9 protein-coding genes are annotated in these 15,756 nt (G+C 55.9%); 3 read left to right on the forward strand and 6 right to left on the reverse strand.

All coding sequences use genetic code 11. The annotated features are described in order from the left end of the window. Positions 1-1,379: 1,379 nt before the first annotated feature. The gene (locus ACIQUB_RS30610; protein WP_113237845.1) at positions 1,380-1,700 is read right to left on the reverse strand and encodes a hypothetical protein; all 321 of its coding nucleotides are present in this window, start codon (positions 1,698-1,700) and stop codon (positions 1,380-1,382) included. A 926-nt stretch (positions 1,701-2,626) separates the two neighbouring features. Between ACIQUB_RS30610 and ACIQUB_RS30615 the strand changes: the two genes are divergently transcribed. Further along, a complete protein-coding gene (locus ACIQUB_RS30615; RefSeq protein WP_113237844.1) occupies positions 2,627-2,935 on the forward strand; it encodes a hypothetical protein in 309 nt (102 codons plus the stop codon). Positions 2,936-3,307: 372 nt separating this feature from the next. Here the strand turns inward: ACIQUB_RS30615 and ACIQUB_RS30620 are convergent, their stop codons facing one another. Then, complete coding sequence (locus tag ACIQUB_RS30620; RefSeq protein ID WP_402935522.1) at positions 3,308-3,997, reverse strand: DUF72 domain-containing protein; 690 nt, start codon at positions 3,995-3,997, stop codon at positions 3,308-3,310. 1,561 nt (positions 3,998-5,558) lie between these two features. Continuing rightward, the gene (locus tag ACIQUB_RS30625; RefSeq protein ID WP_402935525.1) at positions 5,559-6,053 is read right to left on the reverse strand and encodes a hypothetical protein; all 495 of its coding nucleotides are present in this window, start codon (positions 6,051-6,053) and stop codon (positions 5,559-5,561) included. 254 nt (positions 6,054-6,307) lie between these two features. Between ACIQUB_RS30625 and ACIQUB_RS30630 the strand changes: the two genes are divergently transcribed. Together ACIQUB_RS30630 and ACIQUB_RS30635 are read left to right on the forward strand one after the other, a co-directional pair. Continuing rightward, positions 6,308-6,676: a DUF2934 domain-containing protein gene (locus ACIQUB_RS30630; protein WP_402935528.1), complete on the forward strand. Its 369-nt coding sequence runs from the start codon at positions 6,308-6,310 to the stop codon at positions 6,674-6,676. Positions 6,677-6,830: 154 nt separating this feature from the next. Further along, the gene (locus ACIQUB_RS30635; protein WP_018901423.1) at positions 6,831-7,097 is read left to right on the forward strand and encodes a hypothetical protein; all 267 of its coding nucleotides are present in this window, start codon (positions 6,831-6,833) and stop codon (positions 7,095-7,097) included. 361 nt (positions 7,098-7,458) lie between these two features. On the opposite strand, the gene malQ is transcribed toward ACIQUB_RS30635, so the two are convergent. From malQ to treS, 3 genes are all read right to left on the reverse strand, one after another. Then, positions 7,459-9,315 (reverse strand): 4-alpha-glucanotransferase, encoded by a 1,857-nt coding sequence (gene malQ, locus ACIQUB_RS30640; RefSeq protein ID WP_402935532.1) that lies wholly within the window; start codon positions 9,313-9,315, stop codon positions 7,459-7,461. Positions 9,316-10,255: 940 nt separating this feature from the next. Continuing rightward, positions 10,256-12,463, reverse strand: coding sequence for a 1,4-alpha-glucan branching protein GlgB (gene glgB, locus ACIQUB_RS30645; RefSeq protein WP_402935535.1), 2,208 nt, complete (start codon positions 12,461-12,463; stop codon positions 10,256-10,258). After that, positions 12,460-15,756, reverse strand: a complete 3,297-nt coding sequence (gene treS, locus ACIQUB_RS30650) for a maltose alpha-D-glucosyltransferase (RefSeq protein WP_402935538.1) — start codon at positions 15,754-15,756, stop codon at positions 12,460-12,462. The genes glgB and treS overlap by 4 nt, the downstream gene beginning before the upstream one ends.

Genomic DNA, 15,756 nt, shown 5'->3' on the forward strand with positions numbered 1-15,756 from the left:
AAAATGAGCGATGATCCAATCATCAGCTTGCCAGCCGTGGCACGTTGATCCTCCCGGCCTTGCCGGAGAGCACGGTGGCCTCGTCGGCACTTACATCATCTCGTGGGACACGATCCCCCTGAACTTATCTCTGAACGGACCATGGGAAGCAACTGATCAAGTGCAACTGGCCTGCCTTTTCAAGTGGAACCGGCCCGTTTGTGACATCACTCAATTTGCCTATTGGAGAGGGAACTTTGTCATCGACCGATCGTTATTGCGTGGGGCCACGTGAACGCCTTTCCTTCGTGGCTCTCTTCCCCCATTAGCCCCTGGTTTCGACCGGGGGATTTTTTTACCGTCTCTTCAACACTGCGCCAGTCGCGCGATGCTTAGCAAGAGCGTCGCCGGGGTCGTCACGCGGGCGGAGATGTGCGCCAATCCAACAGGTGGGCGATCACGAAAAGGCGATGAGGCCACAGCTTCTCGGCCCGAGATATCCGCGTTCAAAAAACTCCGGAAGAGAGCCTGAAGGCCGTTGCAACACGACGGCTTCGAGCCGATCGCTCTCACCCAAGACGCGATACGACAAGGTCCATCAAGCAATGACTGGTGCGGCATGCGTCGCATGAAATGATTGGATCCACCAGAACACTCGAAGTTGCGGCTTCGAAAAAAGATGCTGATTGATCCAAGCGGTCCTAAGCGGCAAACGTGACAACATGCGCAAAGACAGGCGGCTTCAAAACCTCAGGAGCGTCGGAACTTCTTCATCTTTGAAAGGTTTTTGCATTGGCCGCGTCAAGTGTCCCCGTGGTCGCCTCCCTTTATCCCCCGGCTCGCACCGGGGGAATTTTTTTCGATACTGCCGCTTGCGTGTCGCCCTGCGCGGAAGTCTAAGCACATGGCTTGACCGAAAAATCCAATCGACTAATCGAGCCACCGTCCATTTCCTGGGACAGCCGGCAAAAAAAGGTTTCGGCCTCGCGAGGATGTCGATGCCTTGCCATCCAGCTTTTAGGTCGTGCAACCGCCTCTCGCAACGACGAACAGTTGCGAGCAGGTTTCAAGTCAAAGCCTCAGGTGAGAAAGTTTCCATGAACAAGAAGTTCGGTAGCGCGTTCGATGGGCGAAGCGAGCAACAAAAATAGCGCCCCAAAAGCGAGTGTTCTGGCGAAACCGTGCGCTATAAAAGCCAAACGCTAAGGCGCCCACCAGAGCGCTCGGCCTGCAGGCTCGTAGTGCGCGCAACCGATGGCCGTGACCGTGAAGGATGCGCCAGCGACGACTACGGCAACGATGACAAGGGCTTTCATTGTAGCCTCTCCGACTGAAATGAACCAACGAAAAACCCCGCCATTGCTGACGGGGCTAAGCATTCGGCGAATATCAAGACCGTCTCATCGGATATAAAGCTGGAATACCGACCGCGGGTAGTAATAGCCATCACTATGTCGACGGTAGCCCCTGCGGTATTCACGGTAACCTCTATGCCCGTTCCAGTAGCCGGGGCGGCCGTGCCGACGCTCGTAGCGGTCGCGCGGGTGGTGGTGTCGGCGCCAGTCACGTCGATGGTGATCGCGGTACTGGACAAGTTCCACCGCCGATGTCACCTGCGTGTGTTGCGCGGAAAGCGGCGCGGCAGCAGCCAAGCCAAAGCTCGAAGCCGTCATGACAACCGCAACCACGGCTGTATTGATACGGGAAAAGATTCTATTCATGGTTATGCCTTTCCAGTGGTAATGTTAGTACCATGGCGCTTTGGCTATGAACTGGACATGAACCGTTGTAGGCCGGCGACAGGCTAGAGGAACTGCGAGCCGTCACGCTGACCTGCGCTATTGCGATCCTCACGAGAACAAAGCACCATCTGGAGGGCTAAAGCCCCTGTAAGTCGTCGGCTCTCCCTTCCCTCCATCCAACCACGCGAGTGGCGCTGTACAGGTAGCCTCTCAGAAGCAACCGTGGTGATGACTGTGGTTACCGATTACGCCAAAGGCAGGCACCAACCTGTCGGGCCAAATCCCGAGGGAACTTAACGGGAATATTGTCGGCCCGGCTCAACATGCTAACGGCATGATACGTTTTTTTCCAAGTCGGTGTCCGCGTTAATGGCGTTTGGCGATAAGAGACGCGAAAAGTCCTTGAAGTGGAAAAGGTCGGTGCTATGATCAAAATGTCCGCTGCTCCTGCAGCACCCCTGACCCCGCTTTATGCGGGGTTCTTTTTGTATCGGCGATCGTTTTCATTGCGGTACCGCGGCGGACGGCAACCTGATCGCAGTGAATTGGAACCGACATAACGCTTCAGTCACTGACGTCGGCAGGTGAAAAAGGCAGAGCTGTGTTCGACAGCGAACCGTCAATCGAGATATCACCGTGGTCTACATGGATGAACCGAACGATCCGCGGTTTTCATATCTAGATGAGGTGACACCGCGAGCGACGCGATTGAAAGCAATCACTTTGGATAGTTATAGATGACCTCACGTCGCCCAACGTCGTCCCATGCTTCCACGTCCACGCCAAACCCCGGGCTGAGCCCGGTCATTCCGGCATTCCGAGATTTTCCTTTGAAACTGGGAACAACGTAAACGAGCCGTTGTTAAGCTTAGGTCGAAAACGCAAAATCCTGAGGAGGAATTGCAATGCGTATTAAGATCATCGCCACGGCACTCTTGGTGGCTGGCATGTCGACCGCCGCTTTCGCTCAGTCCAACCCCGCGCCGGCTGGCTCGACAATTGACAAGAACCACGGTGATACTGGCGGTGGCGCGACCACCGACATGAAAAAACCTAAGGCTGTGGATAAGACGTCCACCGGAAGCACAATGAAGATGGACAAAACGAAGTGTGCCAATCCGGCCAGCAGCGCGGGATCCGGGAAGCTTCAGACACAGGGTGGCAAGAGCAACGCCACGCCGGAAGACGAAGCCTGCGCAGCCCACAACAACTGAGGGTTCACAGCGAAGGCCGCCAATCACGATGACGGCGGCCTTTGGTCCTCTTACCGTTTTACGGCATGGCCAAGAACACAGCGCCAAGACGTGGCGACCTCTACGCGCCAGCCCGCTGGCTGGAACTCAAAGGACACTCTGTTCGTCGAGACAGGATTTACCGGCCACACTTACTTTCATTAAAAGCGTGCCGCTCTCGTAGACTGAGTCCAACCGTCGGCTTGTTCAAAGCTCTGTGTATCTCGGGTGCCGGTTACGCTAGTGACCTCTAACCTTTACGACGACTGGACGCCACCGCGTTTCATGGCGGGCCGCAAGGAGGCATCCCAGGAAGTTTAGGAGGTGGAAGTACCATGCGGACGCGCTCGATCGTCAGAGGTCTTCAAGCACGGTGAGAGCATTATCGATCGCCGCGCCCGCGGCAGTGTTGTCGAACACGCACCAGCCGTCGGACGCCACCATGTCGGAGAACGATCTGATTTCATCTGCGGTGTAGCTGGAATAGTAGATCTTTGGCCTGCCATGCAGTCGTAAGTATTTTGGCGGGGTTTCAAATTCATCCGCTTTCCAGACGGGGGAAGGATCTGCGAAAACTCGATCAAGAGCATAGGTATTCAGCAGCTTCAATGCATCGGCGGACGTCCAGCTCTCATGCCTGGCCTCGACGACGATCGTGCCATCATCGCAGTCTCGCATTGCCTGGAACGCGCTTTCGATTCCAGCGTCGAATGCGAGAGATGGCGGCATTTGGCAAAGTAGCGGCCCCCGCTTTTTCCCCAGCGGCTCAATATCTTCAATGAAGGTGCTGAAGGCGCCAGCAACGCATTTCATTGCGTGGGTGTGGGTGATGTCTTTCGGCATCTTAACCGCGAACTGAAAGCTGTCCGGGACAGCGTCCGCCCATCGGGCAAAGGTGGACCTCTTGTGCCTGCGATAAAAGGTCGAGTTTATCTCGACCACATTGAGTACCGAGGCATATCTGGTGAGACTGCTTCCTTCCGTTGCAAATCGGTCAGCGATATTTTTTGGAATGGACCAGCCCGCGGTGGCAATGATGGGCAAATCATTCTCCTTAAAAAGTAGCGGCCAACGAGGCGAAACGAAAAAAGGGGTGTTCAGGTTCGGCATCAATCCAGCGTTTTGTGGGGGAGTAGCGCCTGAGAAAGAGTTGTGCCGCTACAACGAGCCGCAGGCCTTAAACGGTTAGTCACAAATCTCGGCACAACGCCTGCCGCGCTTCTTGGAAGTAGATGGCCTTGCAGTTGACGCTTCGCCCGAGGTGGCTCTCCATCGAGAGCATGATCGTGTCGTCTGAAATCATCCGTCTCGAGAGAGCTCTACCAAACTTGCGAACCAGATCGCTAGGAAGTCCGTCATCGGCCTGATAAAAGCGCTGGCGACACCCTGGTGGCGAATGGGCATGTCGAATAATCCATACGACCGCAGAAACTTGCCCGTCGCATAACCGACTGACCTCGGGAAATCGCCAGCGCGTCGAACACCGCCTGAACAATTTTCGATCGTAGAGTCGCGGGTTATCCCAAGGGCATCGTTTTTTCAGACGTCCACAAATGGCATTTAATGTTCAACTGGCTTCCGAGCTACGGAACCGCGAAGTCATGCTGAGCGGGAGGGCAAATGATACTCGTCCTAGAACTTCCTTCATATCTGGTGCTCCGGTTCGCCCCAGTTGGTGGGGATCGAGATCGAGCAATAGACGTACCTGTGTGACACGCGGTTTATGTTGGGCTTTGCCATGTAAGCGATCAGTGGTCCCGACCAACGAGAGGTCGGGTAATTATTTGATCGAGCGTGGTTGGCATCAACGTCAGGTCAACTCTATAGGGAGGTATCACCTGTGCGTTCCGCAAAGCATTTGGTTTCGAGCGGGGAGTCAGCTTATTCGAAGTTGCCGGTCTTTTCTCGGTCCGGGTGTTGAGAGACATCGGAGGCATATCCTTCTCCTTCATTAGCAGTGTCTAATGCCAACCAAGAGCTAGTGCATTTGTTCCACTGGGGAGCTTCCGGCCGGCATAAAGTTCCCCGGTGTCGACTGCGTGCGTAAGCAGCTCGCCGACGGCGAGCGGCGAAAGGCTTTCGTTGCCGACGGCCGTAGAGGCGCGATGCGCATGAGGCCAGCGCATCAGATTGGCGAAAGAGATTTGGAACTCTGGTCTTTCATCAAGGTTTTATTTAGGTCGGCGCGGGAGACTTCCGGTTCAACCCCGTCGGCATGGCGAAGGGTCTTATGTTGCAGCGGCCCTTCGCCGCTTGGTGCTGGATCGGCTGTCCGTTACCGTGGCGTTAACATGAACGCCGGCCCAGCAATCAGGTCGGTAACCCTTCTTCACGCGGATTCGACGTCTTGCGCGCCGACCTCCGTTTTACAATTCTCTTCCGCTTGAAAGCGGGAACTGTTTTTCCCTTGCCGAGTGTGCCGTCTCAACGCGAAGTGGTTAACAAGCGAATGACAAGCAGCGGTCCAAGCGCAGGTCGGCCGTACCCCACGCGCTTGGCGGCGGGACGTTGCTAACGACAATGACGGTCCATCCCGCGAGCATCCCAGCTGCGAACCCACGCCGATCCGGATTTTATTTGCACCTGCCTTTCCGCTTGGCAAAGGTTATTGCTTGCCTGCACCTTCCCCGTCTTCAACCGCTTCTTCTGCAGAAGAGCCCAGCGCTTCAGACGACGGGCTTTTCTTCAACTTATCCGTGGCCGACTGCGCGTCCGGGCTTGAAGCCTGGTCGCGCAATGCCGTGCGTAGTCCTTTGGCGGCTTGTCCCGCGAGTTCTTCACGTCGCTTGTCCGCACCATCTGAGACGCGGCTATCATCGGTTCCGGGCTGTTTCGATCCACTCATCTTGAAATCTCTCGTCGTTTGAGAACGGATACATTGCAAACCGCACCGGCAAGTAATTGTTCCGTCAGCCGCAGTTGCTGCATCCGCCCCACAATTGCGGTAAAAAGCGGCGACGGCCAGATTAATTGGATTGCCGAAGTTGCGCCCGTGCAGGAGCCCAGCCTCCACGATCCACTGCATTTGCAAGGTGAGTTCTGGACCAATCAAACCCTTGCGTGAGCCAAACGACGGCCAAATTCCAGTAAGGGCGCTCAAAAAGATCGCTCGTGAACATGTTGCTTATGTAAGACCCAGGATAGCTCCGGCTTCAAAGCTGGACAAGTTAATGTCGTAAGCGTTTTTCTCGGGAACAACAGGGACATATCGAGGTTCATTGGTTCAACAACGAACGGAAATCAGCCCCCTTTTCCAAAGGGGCGGACCCCATTGAGCACGATCCCGCTGGGACGTCCGCCCGATTGCTGTGGGTCACTTTTCTAACGTACACCAAGAAATGGACAGGAATGCCAATGAAAAAGGTTCGAAATCCCGTGAACACACCAAAAAAGCATTCGCACCTGGAACGAGCGGAAAAGTCCTCGGGCGAAGAGCCAGGCACAGCCCCTGGTCTTGACGAAGAGACGACGAGGCAAGCCGGCGGAACTGGCGTTTCCTTAAGCCATGGTCAAACAGTGTCTGACCTTGAGCGCGAACGTCACGAGTGGATCAGCCAGCGTGCTTACTCATTGTGGGAGCAAGCAGGTCGCCCCGAAGGCCGACATGCTGATCATTGGGAGCAGGCAATTTCCGACTTCGAGCAAAGGAGGAATGTTAACGGGGAAGCCGGAGCGGACGGCGGTGGCAAGGCCGGCTCGTCCGTGACGTCGCGCGCTAGCTAGCAGTCGCTGCCCGGCCGGTGGAGATTGCCCAAGCCTGAGCAACCCTTCGCGTTGAGAGGGCAACAATGCAGCCCGTCAAATCCATGCCAGTAGCGATGAGCTCATTGGCTCCGATCGAAGTGCTCTGGGCCCCTGGTGTCGCACAAAGTGGAGAATGGCCTTGAATTATATCTGGCTTGTCGCTGTTGTAGGCGGTGCCGCCCTGCTGGGATTTGCACTGGCTTTTGGAATGATGAAAGAGGATCCGAAGCGTGCCGCATTTTCGATCGGCGCGGCTTTCCTCTTTGCGGCAGTTGCCGTTGGGGTATCGCTTTACGTGTCATCCTTCGCGACAGCACCCATCCGTGCTGCGGACAGGGAGCATTCCGAAGAAAAGCTCCCGGCCGGTCCGACGCATACCGAAGAACTGCCTGGACAATAGCGAATGCGCTCGAGACTGTTAACCAGCCTCGGGCTGCAAAGTCACGACTGTAGGACGTTTGCCTGCCGAGAATAAGATCAGTTGGTTCTTTGACTGCGATTGCATGCTTCGCCGGCTTGTGCGCGGCGGCCTTCTGGTTCACGACATTGCGTCCACGGGGCGTTATTCTCACCAGACTCTCGACTGCTGGCTCCGGGATATTCGTCAAGGAGAACGCAGTTCAGGGCATGATGAACGTCAAGGAACTCGGGCACGTGAAGCGGCTGGCCGCCCCGGAGCCCTGTCTCGGGGACGCCGGTCGAGCACCATCGAGTTTATCGCAGAGATCGGCCAGCCGATATGCTCAGAAGCGTCTACCAACTTAAGACGTCGATCGCTCCTCGCGCATCGCATCGCAGATCCTTAACAGCAGCGGTTGGCCGGTTAGATGATCCAAGTCGAGAGACAACTTTGGTTTCCAGTTCGGGTAACTGTTGCTCGTGCCGGGAATGTTTGTAGGACGCCTTTCGGCAGTCATGTCGGCTAACCGAACGGAAACGAGCAATGATGAAGTCTTGGCAATAAATTTGTGAGCACGCACGACCAAATCGTCCAACTTGCGGTCGCTGGCGGTCGGTGGTGGCGGTTCAGCAGGTGGATGTGTGCCAGCATCGTCGAGTGCATTCCAGAGATCCTCGCGTTCGTGACGCCTTTCTTCAAGGTGGGTCTTGGTCAAATCTGGGGGAACAATCCCATGTTGCAATCGGGCCTTAATATCCGCGCCACGCCACCAGCCAGCCAACGTTTGATGATCATGAGTGGAAATGCACGCAATCGACAGCCGAGGATACGTATCCGCGGGCTTGAACCCGTGCTCGTCACGCTCGTAGGATAAAATGCGGTAGGACAAAACTTGAGCCGCGGCCAGATTTTCTTGCAAGCCGTCGGGAAGGATCCCAAGGTCTTCCCCGATGACGAGACACCGAAACTTTTTGGAGGTCTCGGACAAGATCTGCAACAGTTCGTTCTGCGGATAGTCGACATAAGCCCCTTGATCCGGCGTGCATTCGACTGGAACGAGGAAAAGTCGTTGGAGAGCCGCTGCATGATCGATCCTGATGGCCCCCGCATAACGCATGGCCGTGCAAAGCATGCGCCGGAAAGGTGCACGCTCTCCTGCCGCTATTGCCGCGGGATGAAGGGCTGCCAAGCGCCAGTCCTGTCCTTTTGTTGCGAACGGGTCAGGGGGGCTCCCTATAGTAGCGTCGGCGATGTACGCTTCACGTTCGCTCCAGGTGGCTGACCCGTCGACCGCTTCGCCAACAGCTAGGTCAAGATATAGGCCAATCCGGAGGCCATGTTTGCGAGCGGCGTTTGCAGCACTGGTCAATTGCTGATGAGAAAGCCATTGCAGCCACATATGAAAGTCGATCGTTTCTGCATGTTCTTTGGCAAACACGGCAGTCTCTGAGCAATCGGCGCGCTGGTATTCGAGTGGCCATGATTGCCAGCCCGTGCTCCTTCCCAGCGTGCCCATGTGCGATGACAAGGTTTCGAACAAAGCGTGCCGTCGAAGAACTTCACCTCCATCTTCAACGAAAGCGTTGAATTTCTTCCACTCACTCGTCAATTTACCCCTCGATGCACGAAATTTCTTCCACAAATCACGCAATGCCGTGATCTTCGTTTCGGTGACGCCCACATAATCTACGAGGTCGTTTTGCCTCAACTCTGCCAATCGCGCATCTAGCTCTGGGTCGCTCTCAAAGCCTGGGACCTTATCCACTGCTATATAAAGTGGGTTCAGCATTTGCCGGTTCGACGGTTCATAAGGGCTGCATCGATTTGGGTCGGCCAGAAACGGTGCATGCAGTGGATTAAGACCGACGAAGTCAGCGCCAAGGGAACCGGCTAGTGTGATCATTTGCACAAGATCTTCGAAGTCGCCAATGCCCCAGTTGCGCGCTGAACGAAGCTCGTAGAGCTGCAGGCTTATCCCCCAAAGACGGTTTCGTCTCAAGCAAGCAGGTAAAAACGACTTGGGTGTAGGTTTGGCCATCGATTGCACGGGTGCCGTGTTTGACGCCGCTTCGTAGCCGCCGCGGTCAATATCCACCCTCAACGCTGCAAGAATTTTCCGCTTGGTAGCATCAGTGATTGCCACCTCCGCGGTCTCGGGGTCTGGCCTTGTGAGGCCGATCCCGTGTGCGTGCGCAAGCCGGTCAAGTTTCGATCCCATGGTTTTCTCTTTCTGCCAAATGTGTCGTCGCGCCTCAAATGGCAGCGAAACCAATTACGGCCGCGACGCAGCAAGGCCGAAGGACATCGTTGCTACCGAACCGAGTTAAAACACAACTTCACCCGACGGCGGCGCTCGAGATGGTCGTTGGAAATGTCTGCGTGCTGGGCAACGGTTGGCGCCTAGCTTTTGCGATTGCATCGAACGTTGAAGATATCTCACCTCTGATCCGCCCGAGTGCTGCGACCCTCAACTCCGCGGCAAGTGCCAACGCCGCGGCCCTATCGATCCGTGATATGGCTCCATCGAAAAGCGCTACGGACGGTGTCATTGGCAGTCTCCAACGGGTGAATGGTTGCTAACAACCTCTAAAATAGACTTGAGTTCCAAAACGAAAGCCGCCGTGCACTTAGCGACACTCAACTGAGCGCGCCTGACGATTTAAGACGCCGGGCAAGCCGGTGACGCCATCGAGGTTTGCCGACATTATGGGTAGCACTGGCGACTACGCCTTTGACGCCAGTGAGCAAACGTTTTAGTCGTCACTTATCCAGGCGCCGAGAGCCGATGCTGGGCGTCGGTTCTTCGGCCCTCTCCTTGATTGTTCGTGTGACGCACTGGCGCGTCAGGTACCCCCGATCCAGTAAATGGCGACCAACAACCACTTTCGAAGTTTCCTCGTAAACGGACATGAGCAAAGCCTGAAAGCCGCCGCCCGCCGCTTTAGCATGCACATCCAAAGTCCAAGGCTGCAGCATTGCGGCCAATGACTTCACTATTTGGGGCACGATTAGATTGGAAGCCTCACAACCATGACCTGAATACGAGGACGCACCTGTTGTAACGATGAGATCGCTGGATGCGACAGACGAAGCTGAAGCGAATGGCCCTGCGCGCAAGGAAATCACTGGACCGTCTACCTCGGCGCAAGCAGCAGTTATCACTCTCTGATAAAGATAAGCGTTGATAATGGCGGCAAATCGGTCTCGATTGAAGCTGCACGACCGTGAGCGGGAACGGGTTGGCCGGTGGCGTCCAGCGTATCCACTCCTGACCCACCGTAGACGCTATCGTCGGTGCTCAAAAGTCTGCGCCATAGGCCCTCGAACGGCACGCCTATCCTATAGGCGTGGCGAGGCACGGGGGTAAAGTTCGAAACAACCAGGCAAGCGGTGCTTCGCGTCTCATCATACCGGATCATAGCTACAACTGATTGCTCAGAATCGTCGACGACCGCCCACTCGAACCCATCTGAATGCAGATCACCGTGCTGAAGGCTCGGAAAATGCGAATACACTCGGTTGAGATCTCTGACTAATCTCTGGAGCCCTCGATGACGAGGATCGTCAAGCAAATCCCATTCGACCGAACCGTCATGGTTCCATTCGCTTCGCTGACCGATCTCGCAACCCATGAACAGCAGCTTTTTGCCTGGATGGCCCCACATGAAGGCGAAAAGGGCTCTTAAGTTTGCAAACTTTTGCCAGTCGTCACCGGGCATCTTTCCCAGCATCGAGCCCTTCCCGTGCACCACCTCGTCGTGTGAGAACGGTAGGACAAACCGCTCATCATAGGCGTAGACCATCCCGAACACCATGGAGCCATGGTGATACTTCCGATAGACCGGGTCATCCGACATGTAATGAAGTGTGTCGTGCATCCACCCCATGTTCCACTTCATGTCGAAACCCAATCCTCCATGAGCAGGCAAACCAGTTACTTTTGGAAAGGCTGTCGATTCTTCGGCAATCATCAACACGCCCGGATGGCGTTCATGGACGATGCTGTTGAGGTGCTTGAAGAACTCAATCGCTTCCAGGTTCTCTCGACCGCCAAATCGGTTGGGAATCCACTCCCCTTCCGGACGGCTGTAGTCCCTGTACAGCATTGAGGCTACTGCATCGACCCGCAGACCGTCGACATGATACCGTTCCAGCCATTCGAGAGCGCTAGCAATCAGGAAGTTCTTAACCTCGGATCGCCCGAGATTATAGATCAGAGTATTCCAGTCATGGTGATACCCTTCTCGTGGGTCCTCATGCTCGTACAGTGCGGTGCCGTCAAAGCGAGCCAAGCCCCAAACGTCACTTGGGAAATGGGCCGGAACCCAGTCTAGAATAACGCCTATATCGTTTTCGTGACAGCGGTTGACGAAATATCCGAAGTCCTCGGGAGTGCCGTACCTTCCGGTCGGCGCGAAAAGTCCCAAGGGCTGATATCCCCACGATCCGCCAAACGGGTACTCCATGATCGGCATCAACTCGATATGGGTAAAGCCCATCTCTTTGACATATGGCACCAGTCGCTGCGAAAGCTCGAACCAATCAAGCGACCTTCCGCCGTCAGACATCTCCCGCAGCCACGATCCCGGATGAACCTCATAGATGGAGATTGGTCGGTCCATGACATCAGTCGTCGCGCGTTTTTCCATCCAGGAAGCATCTTGCCATCTGACGGGCTCAGGTGAGGCCACGACAGAAGCAGTCGATGGCGCAGCTTCGGCACTCCGTGCCACAGGGTCGGCTTTCTGAGCGAGTAGGTTGCCCTGACTATCGAGGATCTCAAACTTGTAACGATCCCCAACCGTCAGGTCCGGAATGAAAAGTTCCCAGACTCCGGCTTCACGCCTCAGTCGCATTGGATGTCGTCGACCATCCCAACTGTTGAAGTCTCCGACCACAGAAACCCTCCGCGCGTTAGGCGCCCAGACTGCGAAACGAACGCCTGTGACCCCCTCAACGACAAGCGGGTTGGCGCCGAGTGCAGACGAAAGGCGGTAATGAGTTCCTTGTGATATCAGATGCAGATCAAGGTCACGCAACAGCGGAGCGAAGCGGTATGGGTCGTCCGTCTCTTGGGGGCCGTTAGGCCAAAGGACCCTTAGTCTGTATGGCGCCTCTCCCAACAGAGCCGCCTCAAACATTCCCTCCGCGTGAGCAAGCGAGGACACCGCCAAAACCGATCCATCTCCACGGTCGATCACTTCAACCCCGAGCGCTCCAGGCGCAAAGGTACGAATTTTTATCCTGCCATCTGATGCCAGGTGGGGACCGAGAACTGCGAAAGGGTCCCCGTGCGCGCCCTTTGCGATTGCAGCAAGTTCGCTTGGATCGAGATCCGATGTTACTTCCACCAACGGCTCCATCATGCGCGACCTTCCTGCAAACGTGAAACGATTTTCGAAAATCCAAAAAGCGGAATTGGCAGCCATTTAGGCCTATTGCGAGCTTCGTAGGCGATTTCATAAGCCGCCTTTTCTAAGAGGAAAATGTCGAGAAGTTCGCTGACGGTTTCCGGGTCGCTTGGCAGTTCGCGTGAGGCCGAAAGCGCCTTGGTATAGTTTTCGAGAAACGACTTCTCAGCAGCGCTGCCGAACCGGCGGATGACCAGCCGCCGACGCTCGTCGTGATGATCTGACACGGCGTCGTTCTCAAGGCTTGCTGTCGCTACGAGGTAGTCAACAGAGCGAAGCAAGCCCGCCGCGTCCCTCAGCGGAGACGTCTTGGCACGACGCTCCGCAAGATTTCGTGCGGGTTCGCCTTCGAAGTCGATAATGACAGCGTCGCCTTCCGATACCAAGATCTGGCCGAGGTGAAAATCACCATGTGCACGTGTCAGCAACGTCCCCGCAGATTTTTCGGAACACTGGGCAGCAAGCTCGTGTATCTGGTCCTTCTGGGCAAGCAAGCTACGAACGCCTTCGTCGACCGCGTCATCACCCGTGTCGTTCAGTTCTTCTAATTTTGAAAAGGCATACGCGATCTCGCCGGTCACCGCCTTTTTGATCGAGGCGACGTCAGCCGGCTCGGCATGCCGTGGGGCGAAGGATTGATCATCAGTTGGCTTGGCCAAGAGTACATGCAGCTCTCCGAGGCGTTGGCCGACCATGGCAACGAAATTTAAGAGAGGGTCTAGTTGGTCGTCGGCTAGCTCAAGGTCGGCTTCCGTCGTTGCAACCTCGTCTGCGACGCGCCGCAGATTGGCCAGCATCCAGTTCCACGCGTCACCTTGATTGCGGACAGCTCCTTGAACGACGATGAGGGTCGAGCGGCGACCTTCGCCATCGGTGCGCGCGATTTCGCCGAGCAGGGGCGCAGTATGCTCATATCCTTTTTCGGTGAGAAAGCGCGTCATCTCAACTTCGGGGTGGATACCCTCGAACACGTGCCTGATAAGCTTGATCATCGCGACGTCGCCGATAATGAGCGAACTGTTGGACTGTTCGGCCGAGAGCCACCTGATTTCCATTTGGTCGGTGATATCAAGGCGGTCCAGATGGTCGGTGCCAATATATTCGATCGTGCCGGAGCGACCGGTAATCATCGACCGGTTTTTCAGGCCCTCAACGATCCCCCGTCCCATCGAATCCACAGTAAAGCCGTCCGTTAGGAACCCGACCCGCCGCCCCTGTCTGATTCTTGCCAAGGCAAGCTGCTGGCCAAGGATATTGGTCGTGGTGTCGTCCCATTCGACGGCAAGCGGGAGCTGATAGCTCTCGACGTGGTCAGGTAGGATCGCTTCAAGCTCGCCTAACACCACGCCGTCGGCAAAGGGGATCGGGGTGGCTGAAATCAGTCTTGCCGATTGAAGTGCTTGGTCCTTGGCACCGAACCAGCGCCGCCTTGACAGATATGCTGGTAGGATATCGCCACTCAACACCCGCTCGTGCTGGGGTTCATCCACGAGCTCCATCAGGCTGCGGCGAATAACAACTGTGTGAAAATCTGGAAGTTGCTCGGGCGGAGCTGTGCGCCACGCTGGACCGTCCGATTGATCGGTGAGCTGGAACCAGAAAAACCCGTATGGCGGCAAAGTAAGAAGGTAGGTGAGCTGTCCGATCGGCGGAAAAGGTGACATTCCCGTTAGCTCGACTGGGACCCGCCCCTCATAGGCTGAAAGGTCGAGTTCGACGGCTTGCGGTACTCTTGATAGATTAGCGACGCATAAGATGACCTCCCCTTCGTGCTCACGAAGGTAGGCAAGGATGCGTCGGTTCTCAGGCGTGAGAAAGCGTAGCGATCCTCTGCCGAAGGCCGGGTGGCGGCCGCGCAGCGCTAGCATGCGGCGGGTCCAGTTCAACAATGAGTGGGCGTCAGAGGTCTGGGATTCGACGTTGAGAGCCTCATAGCCGTATTGAGCGTCCGATACAGGCGGTAAGACGAGCCGCGCAGGATTGGCTTTCGAAAAGCCGCCGTTGCGGTCGGGAGACCACTGCATCGGTGTGCGAACGCCGTCGCGATCGCCGAGATAGATGTTGTCACCCATTCCGATCTCGTCACCATAGTAAAGAACGGGCGTGCCGGGCATCGACAGCAAAAGCGCGTTCATTAGCTCAATCCGTCTGCGGTCACGCTCCATCAGCGGTGCGAGGCGGCGACGAATGCCCAAATTGATACGTGCCCTCTTGTCAGACGCATAGGTATCCCAGAGATAGTCGCGTTCTGCGTCCGTCACCATCTCGAGCGTCAGCTCGTCGTGATTTCTAAGGAATATCGCCCACTGGCAAGTGTCGGGAATATCTGGCGTCTGCCGCATGATGTCGGTAATCGGGAAGCGGTCTTCCTTAGCAATGGCCATATACATCCGGGGCATAAGTGGGAAATGGAACGCCATGTGGCACTCGTCTCCCTCCCCAAAATATTCACGGGTGTCTTCAGGCCACTGGTTGGCTTCGGCGAGCAACATGACCCCTGGGTGGGTTTCATCGAGCGCCGCTCGAATACGCTTCAAGATCGCGTGTGTTTCCGGCAGATTCTCATTGATCGTTCCCTCCCTTTCGACGAGGTAAGGGATCGCATCCAAACGAAAGCCATCAATACCCGTCTCAAGCCAGAAGCGCATTACAGACAGGAGCTCCTGCATGACGAGCGGATTGTCGAAATTCAGGTCAGGCTGATGCGAATAGAAACGGTGCCAATAGTACGCCCCGGCCGTCTGGTCCCACGTCCAGTTGGACTTTTCGGTGTCTATGAAAATGATGCGGGTCTCGGGAAACTTTTGGTCCGTGTCCGACCAAACATAGAAATTGCGCTCCGGACTATCCGCAGGGGCGAGCCTTGCTCTTTGAAACCATGGATGCTGGTCAGAGGTGTGATTAATCACCAGCTCCATTATCACGCGAATGTTGCGATCATGGGCCGCGGTAACGAACTTACGGAAGTCGTCGATCGTCCCATAATCGGGACTTACGCTGCCGTAATCTGCGATGTCATACCCGTCGTCGCGCCTGGGTGAGGGAAAGAAAGGCAGAAGCCATATCGCCGTCACGCCCAGCGCTGCGATATGATCGAGCTTCTCGAAGAGACCTTCGAAGTCCCCTATCCCGTCGCCATTGGCGTCGTAAAAGGACTTTATATGCAATTGATAGATGATAGCGTCCTTGTACCACAAGGTGTCGCTGGCGGTCTTCGTGGCGCTTTCGCCCATTGACACGTCGTCCAT

The sequence above is a fragment of the Rhizobium sp. NPDC090275 genome, from assembly GCF_044772225.1.
Classification (GTDB): Bacteria; Pseudomonadota; Alphaproteobacteria; order Rhizobiales; family Rhizobiaceae; genus Rhizobium.

What these genes read in the sequence shown, in the direction of transcription:
- treS (WP_402935538.1), bottom strand. Translation starts at nt 15,756, where the DNA reads ATGGACGACGTGTCAATGGGCGAAAGCGCCACGAAGACCGCCAGCGAC.
- malQ (WP_402935532.1), bottom strand. Translation starts at nt 9,315, where the DNA reads ATGGGATCGAAACTTGACCGGCTTGCGCACGCACACGGGATCGGCCTC.
- ACIQUB_RS30610 (WP_113237845.1), bottom strand. Translation starts at nt 1,700, where the DNA reads ATGAATAGAATCTTTTCCCGTATCAATACAGCCGTGGTTGCGGTTGTC.
- ACIQUB_RS30615 (WP_113237844.1), top strand. Translation starts at nt 2,627, where the DNA reads ATGCGTATTAAGATCATCGCCACGGCACTCTTGGTGGCTGGCATGTCG.
- ACIQUB_RS30635 (WP_018901423.1), top strand. Translation starts at nt 6,831, where the DNA reads ATGGCCTTGAATTATATCTGGCTTGTCGCTGTTGTAGGCGGTGCCGCC.
- ACIQUB_RS30630 (WP_402935528.1), top strand. Translation starts at nt 6,308, where the DNA reads ATGAAAAAGGTTCGAAATCCCGTGAACACACCAAAAAAGCATTCGCAC.
- glgB (WP_402935535.1), bottom strand. Translation starts at nt 12,463, where the DNA reads ATGATGGAGCCGTTGGTGGAAGTAACATCGGATCTCGATCCAAGCGAA.